The sequence below is a fragment of the Aneurinibacillus tyrosinisolvens genome (genome assembly GCF_001015055.1).
Lineage (GTDB): Bacteria > Bacillota > Bacilli > Aneurinibacillales > Aneurinibacillaceae > Aneurinibacillus_A > Aneurinibacillus_A tyrosinisolvens.
Genome location: NZ_BBWZ01000008.1, coordinates 34,852 through 49,113, shown reverse-complemented (window position 1 = coordinate 49,113; position 14,262 = coordinate 34,852). Strand labels below are relative to the sequence as shown.

Here is a 14,262-nt window from a genome sequence, read left to right as displayed (position 1 = left end):
AAATGCTCACCGGCCTTTTTGTTTCAGAAAGGAAGATAAGCATCAAAAAAAGCCCCGGTTTACAAGGCTTTAGCTTCCTTGTTTAGCCTTCATCGCCGCCCGGTAACATTTATTGCATTTCTTTGCTTTCTTTATCCGGGTTGATTTTGGCCGATAAAGCTTCCCGCATTGCTCGCACTTTCTAAACAGTTTACACGTAGTGCCTCTCATGAACTCCTGAACGATATTTCCCGTAATCCCCTTACATAGGTGCTTAAATATTTTAGCCGTATTGGCGGCATCATCCAGCGCATCGTGTTCTTCACCCGTCCATTCCAGGTTAAATAATTCAATGGCGTTCCGTAAAGACACCTGCATATTATTTGCCTCAGGTATCCACCTTTTTATGTAGGCCTGTAAGTCAATGTAGTTATCAACCCAGTCCTCCTCGATTTTGTTTATTTTACTGTCGCGTACTAAAACAAGCTTGTCTGAATCGCTCCACCCGATAAATACGTGTTCTTCATGCCCAACCCACTGCTTAAACTTCTCTATAACGGAAGCAAAGGATTGCGCCTGTGCAATGGTTTGTTTCGGTATTCCGGTAAATTTCCGGGCGTAATCTGTATATTTATAAATCGGTTTAACGTATTCATAAAAGGAGTCATTCTTTAAATCGCCGCCGTTTAAGTCTTCTTCCCTTATCTTTACTGCACCGATTGATATGACTTCCATTGGATTCTCGCTCTTCCATACACGTCCGTTTATTTCGGTATCCAGAACAATGTAGTTCATTATAATTGCAACCACCTTACTCAAATTGGCATATGTTATAACATGCCTCGATGTTCTAATTTTATCCATTTCCTCCCTAACGAGGGCTATTTCTATTGTCTCCTTTCTCACCGGATTTTTCTACTATTCCATACAAATTTTCTAAAACAAAAAAATCGCTAGTCAAACTAGCGATAAGCAATTGTAATGATGGACATAAAATAAATGGCAAGCCCAGGCTGCTCCTACGCAACCTGCTCTCCATCTGCCGCCTGTTCTGTTTGCTTCTGGTTCTTCCTTTCCAAAAGCAAAAACACAAGAGTCCCCCCAATTAATCCCCAAAAAGGAGCTCCAATATGGAAAATAGAAAACCCCGACACCGTAATCATAAAAGAGAACAATGCACCCATTTTGCAATCCGAGGAAAAGCTCTTGTGTAATGAATCAATCAAAACACCAATCATCGCTAATCCGCCAAGCAGTTTAATTAGCGAGGCCGGAACAAGATGGGGAATCGAAGCAGCGAAGGGAGCAAATATCGCCAGCAAACAGGACAACAGCCCAAGTACAACGGCTGCTGCATAACGCCGTTCCTTCTTCTGAGATTCGTCAGTGGCAAGAATGGCCGTCATCGGACCGGCAATACAGGCCGAATGTGCGCCGAAAAAACTGTTCACAATCGAACCGATCCCGCTCCACGAAGTCATAGAATTGACAGGTGACTTATAGCCTGCGCTTTGCAAAACAGCAATCCCCTGTGCATTTTGAATCGCAATAATGGTAAGGACAAGCGGAAGAACAAGCTCTCCCATCGTGGCCATGTCAAAGGATGGCATGTAGATGTGGGGTTTAGCTACAGAAAAACTGGCCTCGCCCGAATGAACACCGGGCACAATATACAGCATAATAATCGCAGAAAGAATGGCCCCAAGGATAGGCGGGAATTTTTGAGCGAGTCCTCGAAAATAGGAAAACAGGAAAAAAACGAACAACGGAATCCCGTTAAGCAGAGGATTTTCTTGAACAGAATGAAAAACATCGGTTCCAAAAGGAAGAAGAACGCCCGATACCATTCCCATCATAACCGGCATCGGCAAAATTTTCATCAACTTATATATCGCACCTGATAACCCAAGGATAAGTGTAATAATTCCTACGACCACATAGGCACCAATGACTTGATTATAAGCATGGTGTGACAACGATGTTCCAACTAAAATCGCTCCCGGAATGGAAAAGGCATAACCGATAGGCTGGCGGTAATAAAACGATAAAATCAGCGTTAGCAGCCCACCTACCCCATAAATGGCAAAAATCCATGAGGAAATGGTGCTTGCACTTAAATTTCCTTTGGAAGCGGCCTGTAAAACAATTAACAACGGGCCCGTTGCGCCAAAAATCCAGGAAACCAGCCCATTCGATATATTTCCAACGGACAGGTGCCGGGGAAGTTCAACTACATTTTGTTTCCACAATCTAAATCCCTCCGTCCTTTCTTTTTCTACACTAAAAAGTGTATAGCAGCTTACACCATAATTAAAATGCATGTTTCGAATAGTTTCTATGCGTTTTGGTTATAAATTAACGAAGAACTAAGCTTCAGGCAATATATGCTTTCTTATCCAATAACAAAAGCCCGCTAAAAATAGCGGACCTTGTTATAGGGAGAATAGATCGGATTTTCTATATAAATTTTACATAGATAGCTGATTTGCTTTTTAAATGACTACTCATACAGTCAGAAGGCGTTTATCAACGCAATGATTCAAATCCTTCTAGGAAAATCCGAAAGAAAGTCACGTTCTACACTGCTGCAATAGCAGAGAGGGTTTCATCCCTTATCGTTAAGTTGTAAATCTTGGCATACTTTGTGTTAAAATGGCACTTCAAAATCTTATCAGTAGTAGGTAAACATTTTTAGTAGTGTTGATAAATATGTTTACTACATTTTTTTGAAATCCATTAGTAAGGCATTAACCAATAACTCTATCCTTTCCTTTTTTCACAGTTTTTAAACCCTGAAAGATAAAATATTGCCTACTATAGCTCTTCGATCTTTGGCTTCTTTCATCGCGGTTTGTATTTTTAGGATTTCCTCTTGATTCGTTTCATCATATCATCAGAATTTCCCGGATATCTTGCTCGGTCAGGGCGGACAATTCCTGCTGGCCCGGCTGGATTACTTCCTCGATTAAGTTCTTCTTTTTCTGCTGGAGCTCGTACATCTTGTCTTCCACGGTGCCCTGGGTGAGAAGGCGGATTACTTGCACTACGTTCTTTTGCCCAATGCGATGTGCACGATCAGCTGCCTGCTGCTCCACGGCGGGGTTCCACCATAAGTCGTAGAGGATAACAGTGTCCGCTCCGGTCAGGTTCAGCCCGGTGCCGCCAGCCTTTAATGAGATGAGGAACAAGTCCCGTTCGCCTTCATTAAACCTGCTGCACAGCTCTACGCGCTCGGAAGTAGGGGTTTTGCCCTCCAGGTAGAAATACGGCACGCCTTCATAGCCCAGTTCCCGCCCGATTAGGCCCAGCATCTTGGTAAATTGTGAGAATACCAATACCCGTTTCCCCGCGCTTCGGCATTCCGCTATAATCTCCATCAATTGCTCGAATTTGGCCGAGCTTCCGGCATATCCTTCCACGAACAGGGCAGGGTGGCAGCACAACTGTCGAAGTCGGGTCAAGCCAGCCAGGATTTTAATCCGGTTTTTCTGAAACCCTTTGTTCAGATGTTTCACTGTTTCTTGCTGCAGCTCTGCTAAATAGGCCACGTACAGCTTCTTCTGATCCGGCAACAGCTCGGAGGGTTGTAGTGACTCGATTTTCTCCGGCAGTTCCTTCAGCACGTCGGTCTTTAATCGACGCAGCAGAAACGGACGGATCCGTTTGGCCACGGTTTCCCGCGATAAGTCGTTGAATGCCTTTCTACCTGGGAACAACTCCGGGAACACCACGTCGAAGATAGCCCAAAGTTCCTCTAACCTGTTCTCCACGGGAGTTCCGGTAAGGGCAAAACGATATTGGGCCTGAATCCCTTTCACCGCCTTCGCGGTCTGAGTGGCATGGTTCTTGAAGACCTGTGCCTCGTCCAAGATCAGAGTATGGAATGATTGCCCACCATACAATTCGATATCCCTACGCAAAAGTGGATAAGAGGTAATAATGACGTCCGCCTGGGATACATCCTTCAGAACATTGCTCCGCTCCGCTCTGCTGCCGTCGGCGATGACAGCCCGAATCTCGGGTGCGAATTTCTTCAGCTCATTTTGCCAGTTGTACACCAGAGAAGCGGGAGAGACGATCAGCGCCGGCAGCTTCTGATTTCTGATTTCGGGCAGCACCGAAACGATAAAAGCAATGCTTTGCAGGGTCTTCCCAAGCCCCATATCGTCTGCTAGGATGCCACCGAAACGGTAGTGGGCAAGCGTCTTCAGCCATTGGAACCCATACTTCTGGTAATCCCGAAGTATGGGTTCCAGACTGTCGGGTACGGGGAAATCCAGATTGTCCGGATTCCGCATATTTTCCAAGAGCCTGCGGAACGATTTACCCAGCTTGACGGCGTTTCCTTGTCTCTCGGAATCCACCAAATGGAGTCCTTGGACCACCGGAAAAAGGATTTTTGTTCCCTTCACATCTCCTTTGCGAATGCCCATTCCGTTCATGAAGCGGATGATTTCCTGAAACTCCGCGCTTTCCAGTGGTAATAAAGCTCCGTTCGGCAGCCGGTAGTATTTGCGCTTCTCTTCAAGGGATTCCAACAGTTTGCGGATGTCCGCTTCAGGAATCCCATCCATATCGAACTGGAATTCCAGCCAATCGGGTCTTTCGGCTATGTCCACCGTTACCTTCGGGGTGGTATGTCCGGTATGAAGCCTTATTTTCACGGCGGAGGTGGCATATACCTCCACCAGCTTCTCTAATTGTGGAACGACGTGGTACAGAAAATCGTATTCTGCTTCTTCGTCATGCATGAAATATCCGCCTTCCGTCTTGGAGAACAAACTTTGCTCCATAAGCTCCAGGATTCGTCGCTCCCGCTCCCCGTCCCGCATAAGGATGCGATCGATGCTGCGCTTCTGATCGTGTCCTTCTAAGGGATTGATGACAATATCACCATAACGAAACTCCAGTCCGGCAAGCAGTCGATGCTTCACCCGGTCCAAATACAGCTTGGCTTTTAGCGGCGTTTGCATAATGCGATTGGAAACGGCTTGAGCGATGTGGATGCTGCCCAGCTTCATCAGACCAGGTACAACCTTTTCCATAAATGGTTCCATTTGCTCCGGCGGAATCTGAATTTGGTGCTTGCGGGAAGTTTCGAGCATTTGCTTCAGCTCCGAGAGATGTCTGCATTGCTCGGTCGGCAGCTTCAGCAGTTTTCCTTCGGAAAGGACGACACCATACGATTCCATAACGGTAATCCTTTCCAAACCCTGGATATCCAATTGATAGCCTTCGGACTTTGCTTGGTCAAACTCAAAGTGGAGCGGAATCGGTTCATCGGATAAATGGATCCCATTGTATGTGCTGTCACCGTGCTCAAGCTGCACTGACGGAGCCTTGGCAAGCAAGGGAAGAAGGGTTTCCCATGAGAAAGGAGGAACCAGAAGCATACGATCACCGCTCATACTGTTAGCATGAACGGAAGAAAGGCTCGAAGTTTCACTGTATATCTTTTCGTTGTGATAAATATGGATTAACTGCCGAATGACGGCATCATTTTCTTTTTGAAAGCTGTGGAGCTCCGGGTTGTAAGTGAAATACTTGGAGAATGTACAGGCTTCTCTCGGGTCGATTCGGTCGAGAAATTCTCTTATTTTCTGTACAGTGTACAGTCGTTTGGGCCCGACCTTAATTTCAATGCCAAACATGTACTTCCGATAACCATAAGGGAAGGGTCTGCAGGTGAACAACACATCAAGGAGTGCCCTTGTATCGAAGAGTGCACGGGTATTCCTTGGACGAAGCGGCTTGTCACCAAACAGTCCCAGCATGCTGTTGGTCAGTTGAAGATCCCCCTCCGAAGTCCCAGAGGTTCTAGCTGTAGAAACGGCAAATCGGGGTTCGACATACCCGGTTCCCCCGGAGAATCCCTCTTGTCGAATATCCATGATATTCAACAAGACCGCCGCAATATGTTGACAATAATTATCGTAAGAATCAAGCGTGGGACAGGTGCATTCCGCATCCACATCCCCGTTTCGATTGATTTTAACGGTAACCTGGAAACTGCTCTTTCCTTTGACCGTGGCTTCGTAGATAGTGGTTTCCGGGATGTAATTTGTCAAAGTTACTTTTCCAGCTTGGTAATAGGCTTCTCCTCTTTCATAAGAGATTTGGCCGCACAACGATTTAATAATCTGTTGGGTCAACTGAAAGCTCATTGCTTTAATCCTTCCTTATAGGAAATAGGTATTCTATTTTGTTTTGTGTCAGTTTCTCCTTATTTGATTGAAAGGTACACATCTTGCTCTATCATTCGGACACTCCTTAAAGGGCAAACCTAGATTTAAGTATGTAGAGTTTTATGTGCATCTTATCATAAGGAACGGAAATGTAAAGAACTAGACAGCAAAAGGGATACCTTTTCTGCAGCCGAGATTATCAGACATCAAAAAGCAGCCAATTATTGTTCACAAATTAATTTCATATTTTTACGAACGTAAAAATCAGTAGAATATGTGAGAGATGCGATTGTTCGTAAAAGTGTACTTTTTTGAACACCTAAATTTATAAATGCAAAAAAGCAGATCTTCCACGTATTGGTAAAGACTTACCTTTATAAATAAAAACAACAGAAGTAAATTAGCCTAAAAACACACTAAATATCAAAAAAAGTGGGAAACGAATGCTTCCCACTTTTTTACGTTGTTTATCTGGTGTTATCATTAATCGTTTTGAGAATTTTATTGATTTATTTTCACTAACGTTATCGGACATGAATATCTTAAACTCTTTCGATTTTATTTAAAAAAGCATGCCAAAAGGGGAAGAATTAGTCTTTCTCTTTCTTGTTCTCCTGATTTGTGGTGTTTTTATTTTCCCTAACAACCGGAGCGTTCGCGTGCTTGTTGTCGCTTTCTTCTTCCTTGTTAGTTGGCGAAATGGCCATGATTTTATTTGATGGAACGGTTGCCTTCGAGCGCTCAACAGCTGCTGCCCCCTTCTTATTGTCAGCTGAAATCGAAGCATTTTTCTTCCCCTGAACGGCAGAAGGGGTCGATTGCTCATCCGAAACGGCTTCCTTTGTCTCCTGTACCGTTTCCTTCGTTTCGTTGATGATTTCATTTGCTACGTCTAAAATCTCTCGATCCTCTTGGGAAATTGAAGGGCTTGAAGGAACAAGTAAGGCCTTGTCCTCTTTACTCTCTGGTACTGTTAGGAGGTTAGGGATGTCCTGATTTTCCTGAATAACAGGGACTGTACCAATAGAGATTCCTTCCTCTTTATTGTCTGTTACCGTAAGGATGTTCGTGGTGTTTATCGTTTCTGAAACAGAAGGCACAGCCAAACGTTCAATATGAGCTTCTTCTTTCCGAATGGTGTCCTGTACCTGCTGGGTCTCCTGGATTTTTCGTTTTCCGATAATGACTTCCTCAACAACGATGGGTCTTTTTGTAACCTGAATCCGTTCTTCTATAATAGGGACACGGATCATTTCGTTCTCAGCCATGAGGGTGGCATCGAAGGTACCGGTACCATCAACGACAGGACGACGCTCCACATAAATCTCTTCACGCATGAGTGGAACAAGGATGGTCCTTTGTTCTTCCACAATTTCTTTCCGCAGCTGCACCTCACCGACTTGTACGCGCTCCTTGGTTACCGCAAGCTGTTCCTCATGAAGGCGAATCTGCCTTTGTACATCAGCCTCATTGGGCCTGTCTGTACCCGTACTGTAGGTGAGGCTTGAAGAAACCAGGTTCGTATCCACCATCACCAAGATTTTCCCTTTATTCAATTCAGATTCACAACGCTTTGCCATAAATTCTGGGATGCCCATTTCATAGAGTTTTGCTGCGAGCCCACTATGGCTGCTCATCATTCCGCCTGTCATGAGGGTGAAAAAACTATCCATCATCGCACCGGTTAAGGTATTGACCGGCATGCCGGATTCTACCCGTGCGCCCGTACGAGCGGCTACCTTAGGGACCGCATTTTGATTCTGTGCGATTACCGTGATGTCTGTTGGCTGGTATCCTTGGTACTTTAAACCATCAATGGCATCAATCGTTTCCAACTCTGAATGATACGTTCCGACCAGTTGTTTTCCCATTTCTTGTCCCTCCCAAAATGAATGAACTCTACACATGAACTAGCGGAAATAAAAACCATTTATTTCCTTTCTATAATTACCCAGGTGTGTGAGGCTTCAACCCGATGAAAGATGAAATTTTTGTAAATTGTTTAGGCTAGGTACATCATTTTTTTCCGGTAAAACAGGGTGTTTCCTGGCGATTTCCCGAATTAAAAAATAAAAAAAGTAGCCAGATCGGCTGTTTTCCGGGTTTTGTACCTTGCTACGAGCTAAAAAATGTAGCACCTCACCAATTTTCACTTACAATTATGTACTACATCCTTGATTATCCCTGTAAAAACGCAGTTTTTAATGAGTAATACGAAATTCTTTATTCTTAATCGGGTCCAGCATTTTTAATATAGCTGCGTAATATGCCATTGTTGTTTCCCCCCTACAATTATTCATTCACAATTTGGATAATACCTTCTATCAAGCGTTCCACTTCTTCCTCTGTATTGTAAGGGGCAAAACCGGCGCGAATCCAGCCGCCGCTTTGATTAATGCCAAGCTTATCTGCAAGTGTCGTGGCGTAGAAATCCCCATCAGCAATGAAAACACCGTGCTCTTCAGCCATTCTCCGGCAGATTTCTCTCGGTTCAAATCCAGTAACACGGAAGGCAACAGTAGGCGTTTTGAGCACATCTTCCCCTGCTTGATATAACGTGACGCCGTCTATATCTGATAAGCCCCTTCGCAGTTTTAAAGCTAATTCATTCTCATACACCTCAATGAATTCAAGCCCGGAACGAATCTGTTCATTCCGTGTGCTTCCTGTACCAAGAGAGGCAATAAACTCAATCGCCGGCTTGATGCCGGCAATGCCTTCATGGTTTTGGGTACCTGTCTCCAGCTTATCCGGGATATAAGCTGGGGCAGGAGCAAGCTTATAAGGTTCCAACTGTTCGAACAGCCCTTCACGAATGACGGCAATGCCGATATGCGGGCCGAAAAATTTGTAGGCGGAACAAAGGAGGATATCTGCCCCCAGCCGCGCGGGCGATGGCAAACGTAAGGGTCGTCATGTTTGCTCCAAAAGCAACTTCTTCTACTTTTACTCCGAACAGGTCTGCAACAGCCTGCTTCGATTCGGCTATCACCACTTCTGTTTCCTGACTGGAAGGAAAAGAACCATGAAGATTAGCGCCGCCATTTGCCATATAGGCATACATGGCATCCATGGAGGATTTAACGACTTGCGAACCGCCGGGACCGTCTAAATAAACAGCCGGTTTGCCATTATACAGGCGATTTAATGCAGGAAACTGCTGGCGGACTTCAGAAATGGGAAAAGCTTGAATGGCTTTGCTCATATTTATTTCTCCTTGTATGTTTAATATTTTGCAGAATATTAATGCTTACCCCACTATTCTAACAAAATTCCCCATAAAAATATAAATAAAAAAGAACAGGCCTCGTTGAATCAACGAATTCCCGTTCCCGGTAAATCATGTATCTAATTTGGCAGTTCGCGTAATCGTAAATGCCACTTATATACAATAGAAAGCATACGCAATACCGTGACAATAACAAAGAGGCTGTACATTTCAACCAGGCTATCCTTGTCTACCCACCCTAAACCAATAACGAAGCCAACGAGAATCGCCCATACTGCATACACTTCCTGCTGCAGAATCATTGGCTTTCGTCTGGCCAACACATCACGGAGCATTCCGCCGCCGATTCCGGTCACGATGGATGAGAGGACAACGGCGCCAAGAGGCAGGTGCAAACTCATGGCGAAAACAGCTCCCTGTATTGTAAAAGCGGACAATCCTACCGCGTCAAAAAAGTCATTCCAACGGTTCCAGGAATGGATCCATTTCTTAGGAAGCATGTAGATGATGGTAATGGCTAATAAACCGGTATAAAGTAAGATTCCCTGCTCCCATATCGGTTTAACCGGTGTACCCATTAGCACACTTCGGATATAGCCGCCGCCAAAGGATGCAGCCAGCCCTAAAACATAAACGCCAAAGATGTCGTACTTCTCCTGTAACGCAACAATTGCACCGCTAAAAGCAAATGCAATAATTGCGATAATATTTAACAGATCCCATGTCATGCTAATCGCCTCTTACCCAGAAGTCATTATCAATAATGCTAAATCGAAGTATAAAGTTGTAAGCGCTTTTCATCCTATATCGAATTGAACGAAAAAAACGTTGTTCATTTGTGGATTTCCACAAACCACTTTATACGTAATAAAAACAGGTGATATATAATAGAAATATATGTTCGTATTGCTATTCTGCGAAAGGAGGTCTTCCATGGGCGCACAGACGAAAAAAAGAACCTCACCTTCCTTTGTCCTGACACTCCCGCTCCGCCTGCAGCCGTTTCAGGTCGATGCATTGGCGAAGCGGTTTGAGTCGCCCGCCGCATCTACAATGCCTGTGTGCGGGAAGCATACCGTTGCTACCATAGAACGTTAGCATGAAAAAAGCCCACCTTAAAAAGGCAGGCAGAAATAGACAACCCCTCAGACTTTAAACGTTAACACATTAACCCCTAACTCCCTCCAAAAATTTTAGAATGTCCATGCTCAAGTTATAAGACGAGAAAAAATGACAGTATAAACAAACATTTTAGCGGAGAAATTAAGGTACGAAAACACATGGTTTTTATCTGGCGATTTATGTAATAACTATGTAAACGAATACGGAGGTATAAAAATTAACATGGAACATATGGAACAGGAAATGGAGCATAGCATCCGATTAACCGGACCAGAAATAGCAAATCTGTGGACAAATTACATGAACGACAGTATGGCGATTTGTGTAATTAAATACATATTGGAAAAGGTTGAGGATGGTGAAATCCGAGCCGTTTTTGAATACGCCCTGGACTTAGCGAAAGTTCATGTGCAAACCATTACCGGGATTTTCAAGGAAGAAAGCTATCCTATTCCTTACGGATTCACAGATGAAGATCTGAATCTACAAGCACCCCGTTTGTTTGCAGACACGTTTTGGTTAGAATATTTACTTGAAATGACCATTCATGGCTTAACCGGGTATGCACTTGCATTGGCTAGCTCAACCCGTTCAGATATTCGTGATTATTACGTCCAATGTAATCAATCTTCCATGGAATTGTACCAAAAAACCATAAATATTCTGTTGTCTAAGGGACTTTACTCAAGACCCCCCTATATTGCAACACCAGAAAAAGTTGACTTTGTTGAGCGGCAATCCTTTTTAAACGGTTGGTTTGAAGGAAAGAGACCTTTAAACTCGATAGAAATTAGCGATATCTTCTTCAATTTAAAAAAACCATCATGAGTCGAGCATTACTACTTGGCTTTAGTCAAGCAGCTAAGTCGAAGGAAGTTCGGGTGTTTATGGTAAGGGGAACTGACATTGGTCTTAAACACATCGAGGCTTTTAGTTCAATCTTACATAACAACAACCTGCCCGCACCTAAACATTGGGAATCAGAAGTAACCAATTCCACGGTTCCGCCCTTTTCAGACAAATTGATGATGTATCATGCACTGATGTTGATTAATACAGCGGTAGGCTTTTACGGTGCTGGAATGTCAGTATCGATGAGAAAAGATTTAGCTTTACAATACCAGCGTGTTATTACAGAAACCCAAGTGTATGCAGAAGATGGAGCTAACATTATGATTCATAATGGCTGGATGGAGCAACCCCCGCAAGCAGATGACCGTAAAGAGTTGGCACGAGTTTAATTAACAGTAAAGAAAAATAGCAAAGACCCGGAGTGCATCCGATATTATGATCCTTTCACTGTCAATCCTCCTCCTATTCTATGTTATAATGGGACAAACAGGAAAATGGAGGGGATACTATGGATAGCTTTTTGTTCAAACAGCTTGAATTTATACGCAGCCGTACTCTTAGTGCTGTAGAAGGAGTCAATGAAAACGTTATCGATGCGATACCGGACGGATTTAACAACAATATCCGCTGGAATCTTGGACATCTGTACCTGGTGTCCGAGAGATTTTCCTTTCACTTTGCACAAGAGCCAATGGAGCTGCCCGGCTATTTTCCGGATTTATTCGGAGGAGGTACAAAGCCATCAGAATGGAATGCACAGCCTCCATCGATGAATGAATTAACACAAATGTTAAGAGAACAGCCAGGGCGTATTCAGGCAGTCCTAAAAAACCGGCTGAATGAAGAGGTTGCCAAGCCATTTACAACAGGGAGCGGTTTAACATTAAACACAATAGGGGAGTTTGTAAACTTCACCTTGTACCATGAGGGAATGCATTTTAACACGGTTAACATACTTAAGCGCCTGAACCAGAGATAAAAGGGATTATCTATGATAAAAAATACCCCTTTAAAATAGATTGCCGAACCTAGTAGGTTTTCAGGCTCTATTTTAAGGGGATTTTTAATGAAGGAAGTAGACAAACAGACAACCAACGACAAACATAGAAAGCAAGTAAGCACCGTTCCACATAATGCCGACTTGTAAGGCAGGTCGCTTCACAGACCCGCTCACCAAAAGGTTCAGCGGGTTAACCGGACTTGCCACAGAAGAAGCCGACCAGGAAATCATGAATAGAAGAGCAAGCACCTCAGGGGTCGTGCCGATTTGAATCGGATCGACCTGGCTAATTAAAACCGTTACGGTTACAATCTGGTGGATGCCAATAAACGTAGTTACAAGAATGATCGTGAAAATCGCAATACAGAACAGGAGAAATGATGTCATAGATAATTCATAAAAAAAGGTTCGAATGCCAGAGGCAAAATGCGTACCTACCAGCGACTTCCCAAATAATCCCGCGCTGATAAAAAGGACAATTTCGTTATTCATAGCAGACGTAGCATGGATTTTAAAATCCTCCGCATGCGGATGGACCTGGTTCCATTTCCGCTTCCATGAACACCACACAACAGGAAACGAAATGGCAATTAAGCTGACGAGCACGAGCATGGGCCATCCTGTCCAATGTTCAATTAAAAAGATCGTTCCCATAAGAGTAAGCAAAATCCATAAGAGCCCTCGAAGTTTCTTCCTATGAACTTCTTTTTCCTCGCTATGTTCTTCACTTTCCATTTCGATTGGAGGCTCGATATTTCTTGTCCCGAGCCAAAACAGTACATTCCCTATCACTAACTGAACAAAAGCCAGGGATAACCCTAAGGGTATGTAAACATAAATGGAAACATGTAACTGAAAAAGAACCATGGCGACAGAAGCAAAATAAGGTGACCATAAAATGACGGTAGAGAACCCAATCAAATAGGCCTTCGCTAGCAGCTTAGAGTCCAGCTTCAAATCAGCGATCATCTCATGCAAGACACGAATAGAACCTAAATTCAGGATGGGCCCCATACAAAAAATAAAGAAAGAGATGCTTGCAAACATCCTTTGTGGAAGTTTCCCCAATCTTTCCATATAGTAATGAATCGACCCAAAATAACCACCAATCTTCAGTGGAATCGATAGTAATGGAACCAGGATGACAAGGGTAAGCAGCGGAAGATTCGATGTAATTCCATTCATAATCTCTTCCCAGCTATTCTCTTTCAGAAGATTGAAAGCGACTCCTAGTATAAACATAACCATACTAAAGTAACGCGGGACTGTTTTCGCTGTTAATAGACTCGTTATAAAGACAACGATGGCCATGACGACGAGAAGCTGCTTTACTATATACGAGTCGAGAAAGAAATAGAGTAAATAGACCAAACACATGGCAAGAATGAGCCAGCCTTTCACCCCTGCTTTGCCTTTGGTAAGCATTACATTGCTTGTAGATGCTTCCATTCGTCAAACCACCTTTTTACGTAGCCTGATCTAACAACTTTTTTCTTTCTTCGTTAGGTTCAACGAATTGAAGCAGCTCGCGGTCCGGGCCATAAAAGAAAATCGTTTTTGCCCCGTCAACAGCGGTATTCGGTTTGTCGCTGTTAAATTGAATCCCTTTCTCGCGATAAAATTGTATTGCGTCTTCGATATTTTCAACTGTGAAAGCTAAGTGATTCACAATGCTTTTATCTGAGTAATCGCCCATCGGTTGAAGATCCTTTATTAGCTCTATTTCAAATCCTGGCTGATTTTCATGGTAAATAAAAGTCATATCGCGCGTCGGGCTTTGGCCTCTTGTCCGCAGCTGATACCCAAACATACTGGAATAATAGGCTATGGATTTTTCCATATCTGTAACAATGAGTGCCACATGCTCTACTTTTTTAATCATCTTCTTTTCCCCA

Annotated in this window: 13 protein-coding genes; 4 read left to right on the top strand and 9 right to left on the bottom strand. The window is 43.7% G+C overall.

Annotated features, from left to right (window positions below):
* Window positions 1-69: 69 nt before the first annotated feature.
* From MBEAL2_RS09620 to MBEAL2_RS09595, 7 genes are all read right to left on the bottom strand, one after another.
* Window positions 70-774 carry a 3'-5' exonuclease gene (locus MBEAL2_RS09620; protein WP_047152092.1) on the bottom strand — a complete coding sequence of 235 codons (705 nt, stop codon included), beginning with the start codon at window positions 772-774 and terminating at the stop codon, window positions 70-72.
* Between the two features lie 224 nt (window positions 775-998).
* On the bottom strand, window positions 999-2,228 hold the full coding sequence (locus tag MBEAL2_RS09615; protein WP_047152091.1) for a benzoate/H(+) symporter BenE family transporter: 1,230 nt from the start codon (window positions 2,226-2,228) through the stop codon (window positions 999-1,001).
* A gap of 636 nt (window positions 2,229-2,864) precedes the next feature.
* Window positions 2,865-6,143 carry a DEAD/DEAH box helicase gene (locus tag MBEAL2_RS09610; RefSeq protein WP_047152090.1) on the bottom strand — a complete coding sequence of 1,093 codons (3,279 nt, stop codon included), beginning with the start codon at window positions 6,141-6,143 and terminating at the stop codon, window positions 2,865-2,867.
* Window positions 6,144-6,754: 611 nt separating this feature from the next.
* Window positions 6,755-8,035, bottom strand: a complete 1,281-nt coding sequence (locus MBEAL2_RS29155) for a YsnF/AvaK domain-containing protein (RefSeq protein ID WP_052947626.1) — start codon at window positions 8,033-8,035, stop codon at window positions 6,755-6,757.
* Between the two features lie 421 nt (window positions 8,036-8,456).
* A complete protein-coding gene (locus MBEAL2_RS30110; protein WP_236692747.1) occupies window positions 8,457-9,065 on the bottom strand; it encodes an aminotransferase class V-fold PLP-dependent enzyme in 609 nt (202 codons plus the stop codon).
* The gene (locus tag MBEAL2_RS32800) at window positions 8,974-9,369 is read right to left on the bottom strand and encodes an aminotransferase class V-fold PLP-dependent enzyme (protein ID WP_052947624.1); all 396 of its coding nucleotides are present in this window, start codon (window positions 9,367-9,369) and stop codon (window positions 8,974-8,976) included. Before MBEAL2_RS32800 ends, MBEAL2_RS30110 begins: the two co-directional genes overlap by 92 nt.
* A gap of 143 nt (window positions 9,370-9,512) precedes the next feature.
* Entirely contained in the window at window positions 9,513-10,121 is a 609-nt protein-coding gene (locus MBEAL2_RS09595) for a trimeric intracellular cation channel family protein (protein WP_047152089.1), read from the bottom strand.
* A 205-nt stretch (window positions 10,122-10,326) separates the two neighbouring features.
* Here MBEAL2_RS09595 and MBEAL2_RS31725 point away from each other — a divergent pair, with 205 nt between their 5' ends.
* The 4 genes from MBEAL2_RS31725 to MBEAL2_RS09585 all read left to right on the top strand — a co-directional run bounded on the left by MBEAL2_RS31725 (window position 10,327) and on the right by MBEAL2_RS09585 (window position 12,346).
* Window positions 10,327-10,491 carry a hypothetical protein gene (locus tag MBEAL2_RS31725; protein WP_161798196.1) on the top strand — a complete coding sequence of 55 codons (165 nt, stop codon included), beginning with the start codon at window positions 10,327-10,329 and terminating at the stop codon, window positions 10,489-10,491.
* 246 nt (window positions 10,492-10,737) lie between these two features.
* Window positions 10,738-11,343 carry a DUF3231 family protein gene (locus MBEAL2_RS29140; RefSeq protein WP_052947623.1) on the top strand — a complete coding sequence of 202 codons (606 nt, stop codon included), beginning with the start codon at window positions 10,738-10,740 and terminating at the stop codon, window positions 11,341-11,343.
* The gene (locus tag MBEAL2_RS29135) at window positions 11,340-11,756 is read left to right on the top strand and encodes a DUF3231 family protein (protein ID WP_082129864.1); all 417 of its coding nucleotides are present in this window, start codon (window positions 11,340-11,342) and stop codon (window positions 11,754-11,756) included. The genes MBEAL2_RS29140 and MBEAL2_RS29135 overlap by 4 nt, the downstream gene beginning before the upstream one ends.
* A 119-nt stretch (window positions 11,757-11,875) precedes the next feature.
* On the top strand, window positions 11,876-12,346 hold the full coding sequence (locus MBEAL2_RS09585) for a DinB family protein (RefSeq protein ID WP_047152088.1): 471 nt from the start codon (window positions 11,876-11,878) through the stop codon (window positions 12,344-12,346).
* An 84-nt stretch (window positions 12,347-12,430) separates the two neighbouring features.
* Here the strand turns inward: MBEAL2_RS09585 and MBEAL2_RS09580 are convergent, their stop codons facing one another.
* Both MBEAL2_RS09580 and MBEAL2_RS09575 read right to left on the bottom strand, forming a co-directional pair.
* Entirely contained in the window at window positions 12,431-13,816 is a 1,386-nt protein-coding gene (locus MBEAL2_RS09580) for a hypothetical protein (protein WP_047152087.1), read from the bottom strand.
* 16 nt (window positions 13,817-13,832) lie between these two features.
* On the bottom strand, window positions 13,833-14,249 hold the full coding sequence (locus MBEAL2_RS09575) for a VOC family protein (RefSeq protein WP_047152086.1): 417 nt from the start codon (window positions 14,247-14,249) through the stop codon (window positions 13,833-13,835).
* Window positions 14,250-14,262: the final 13 nt, after the last annotated feature.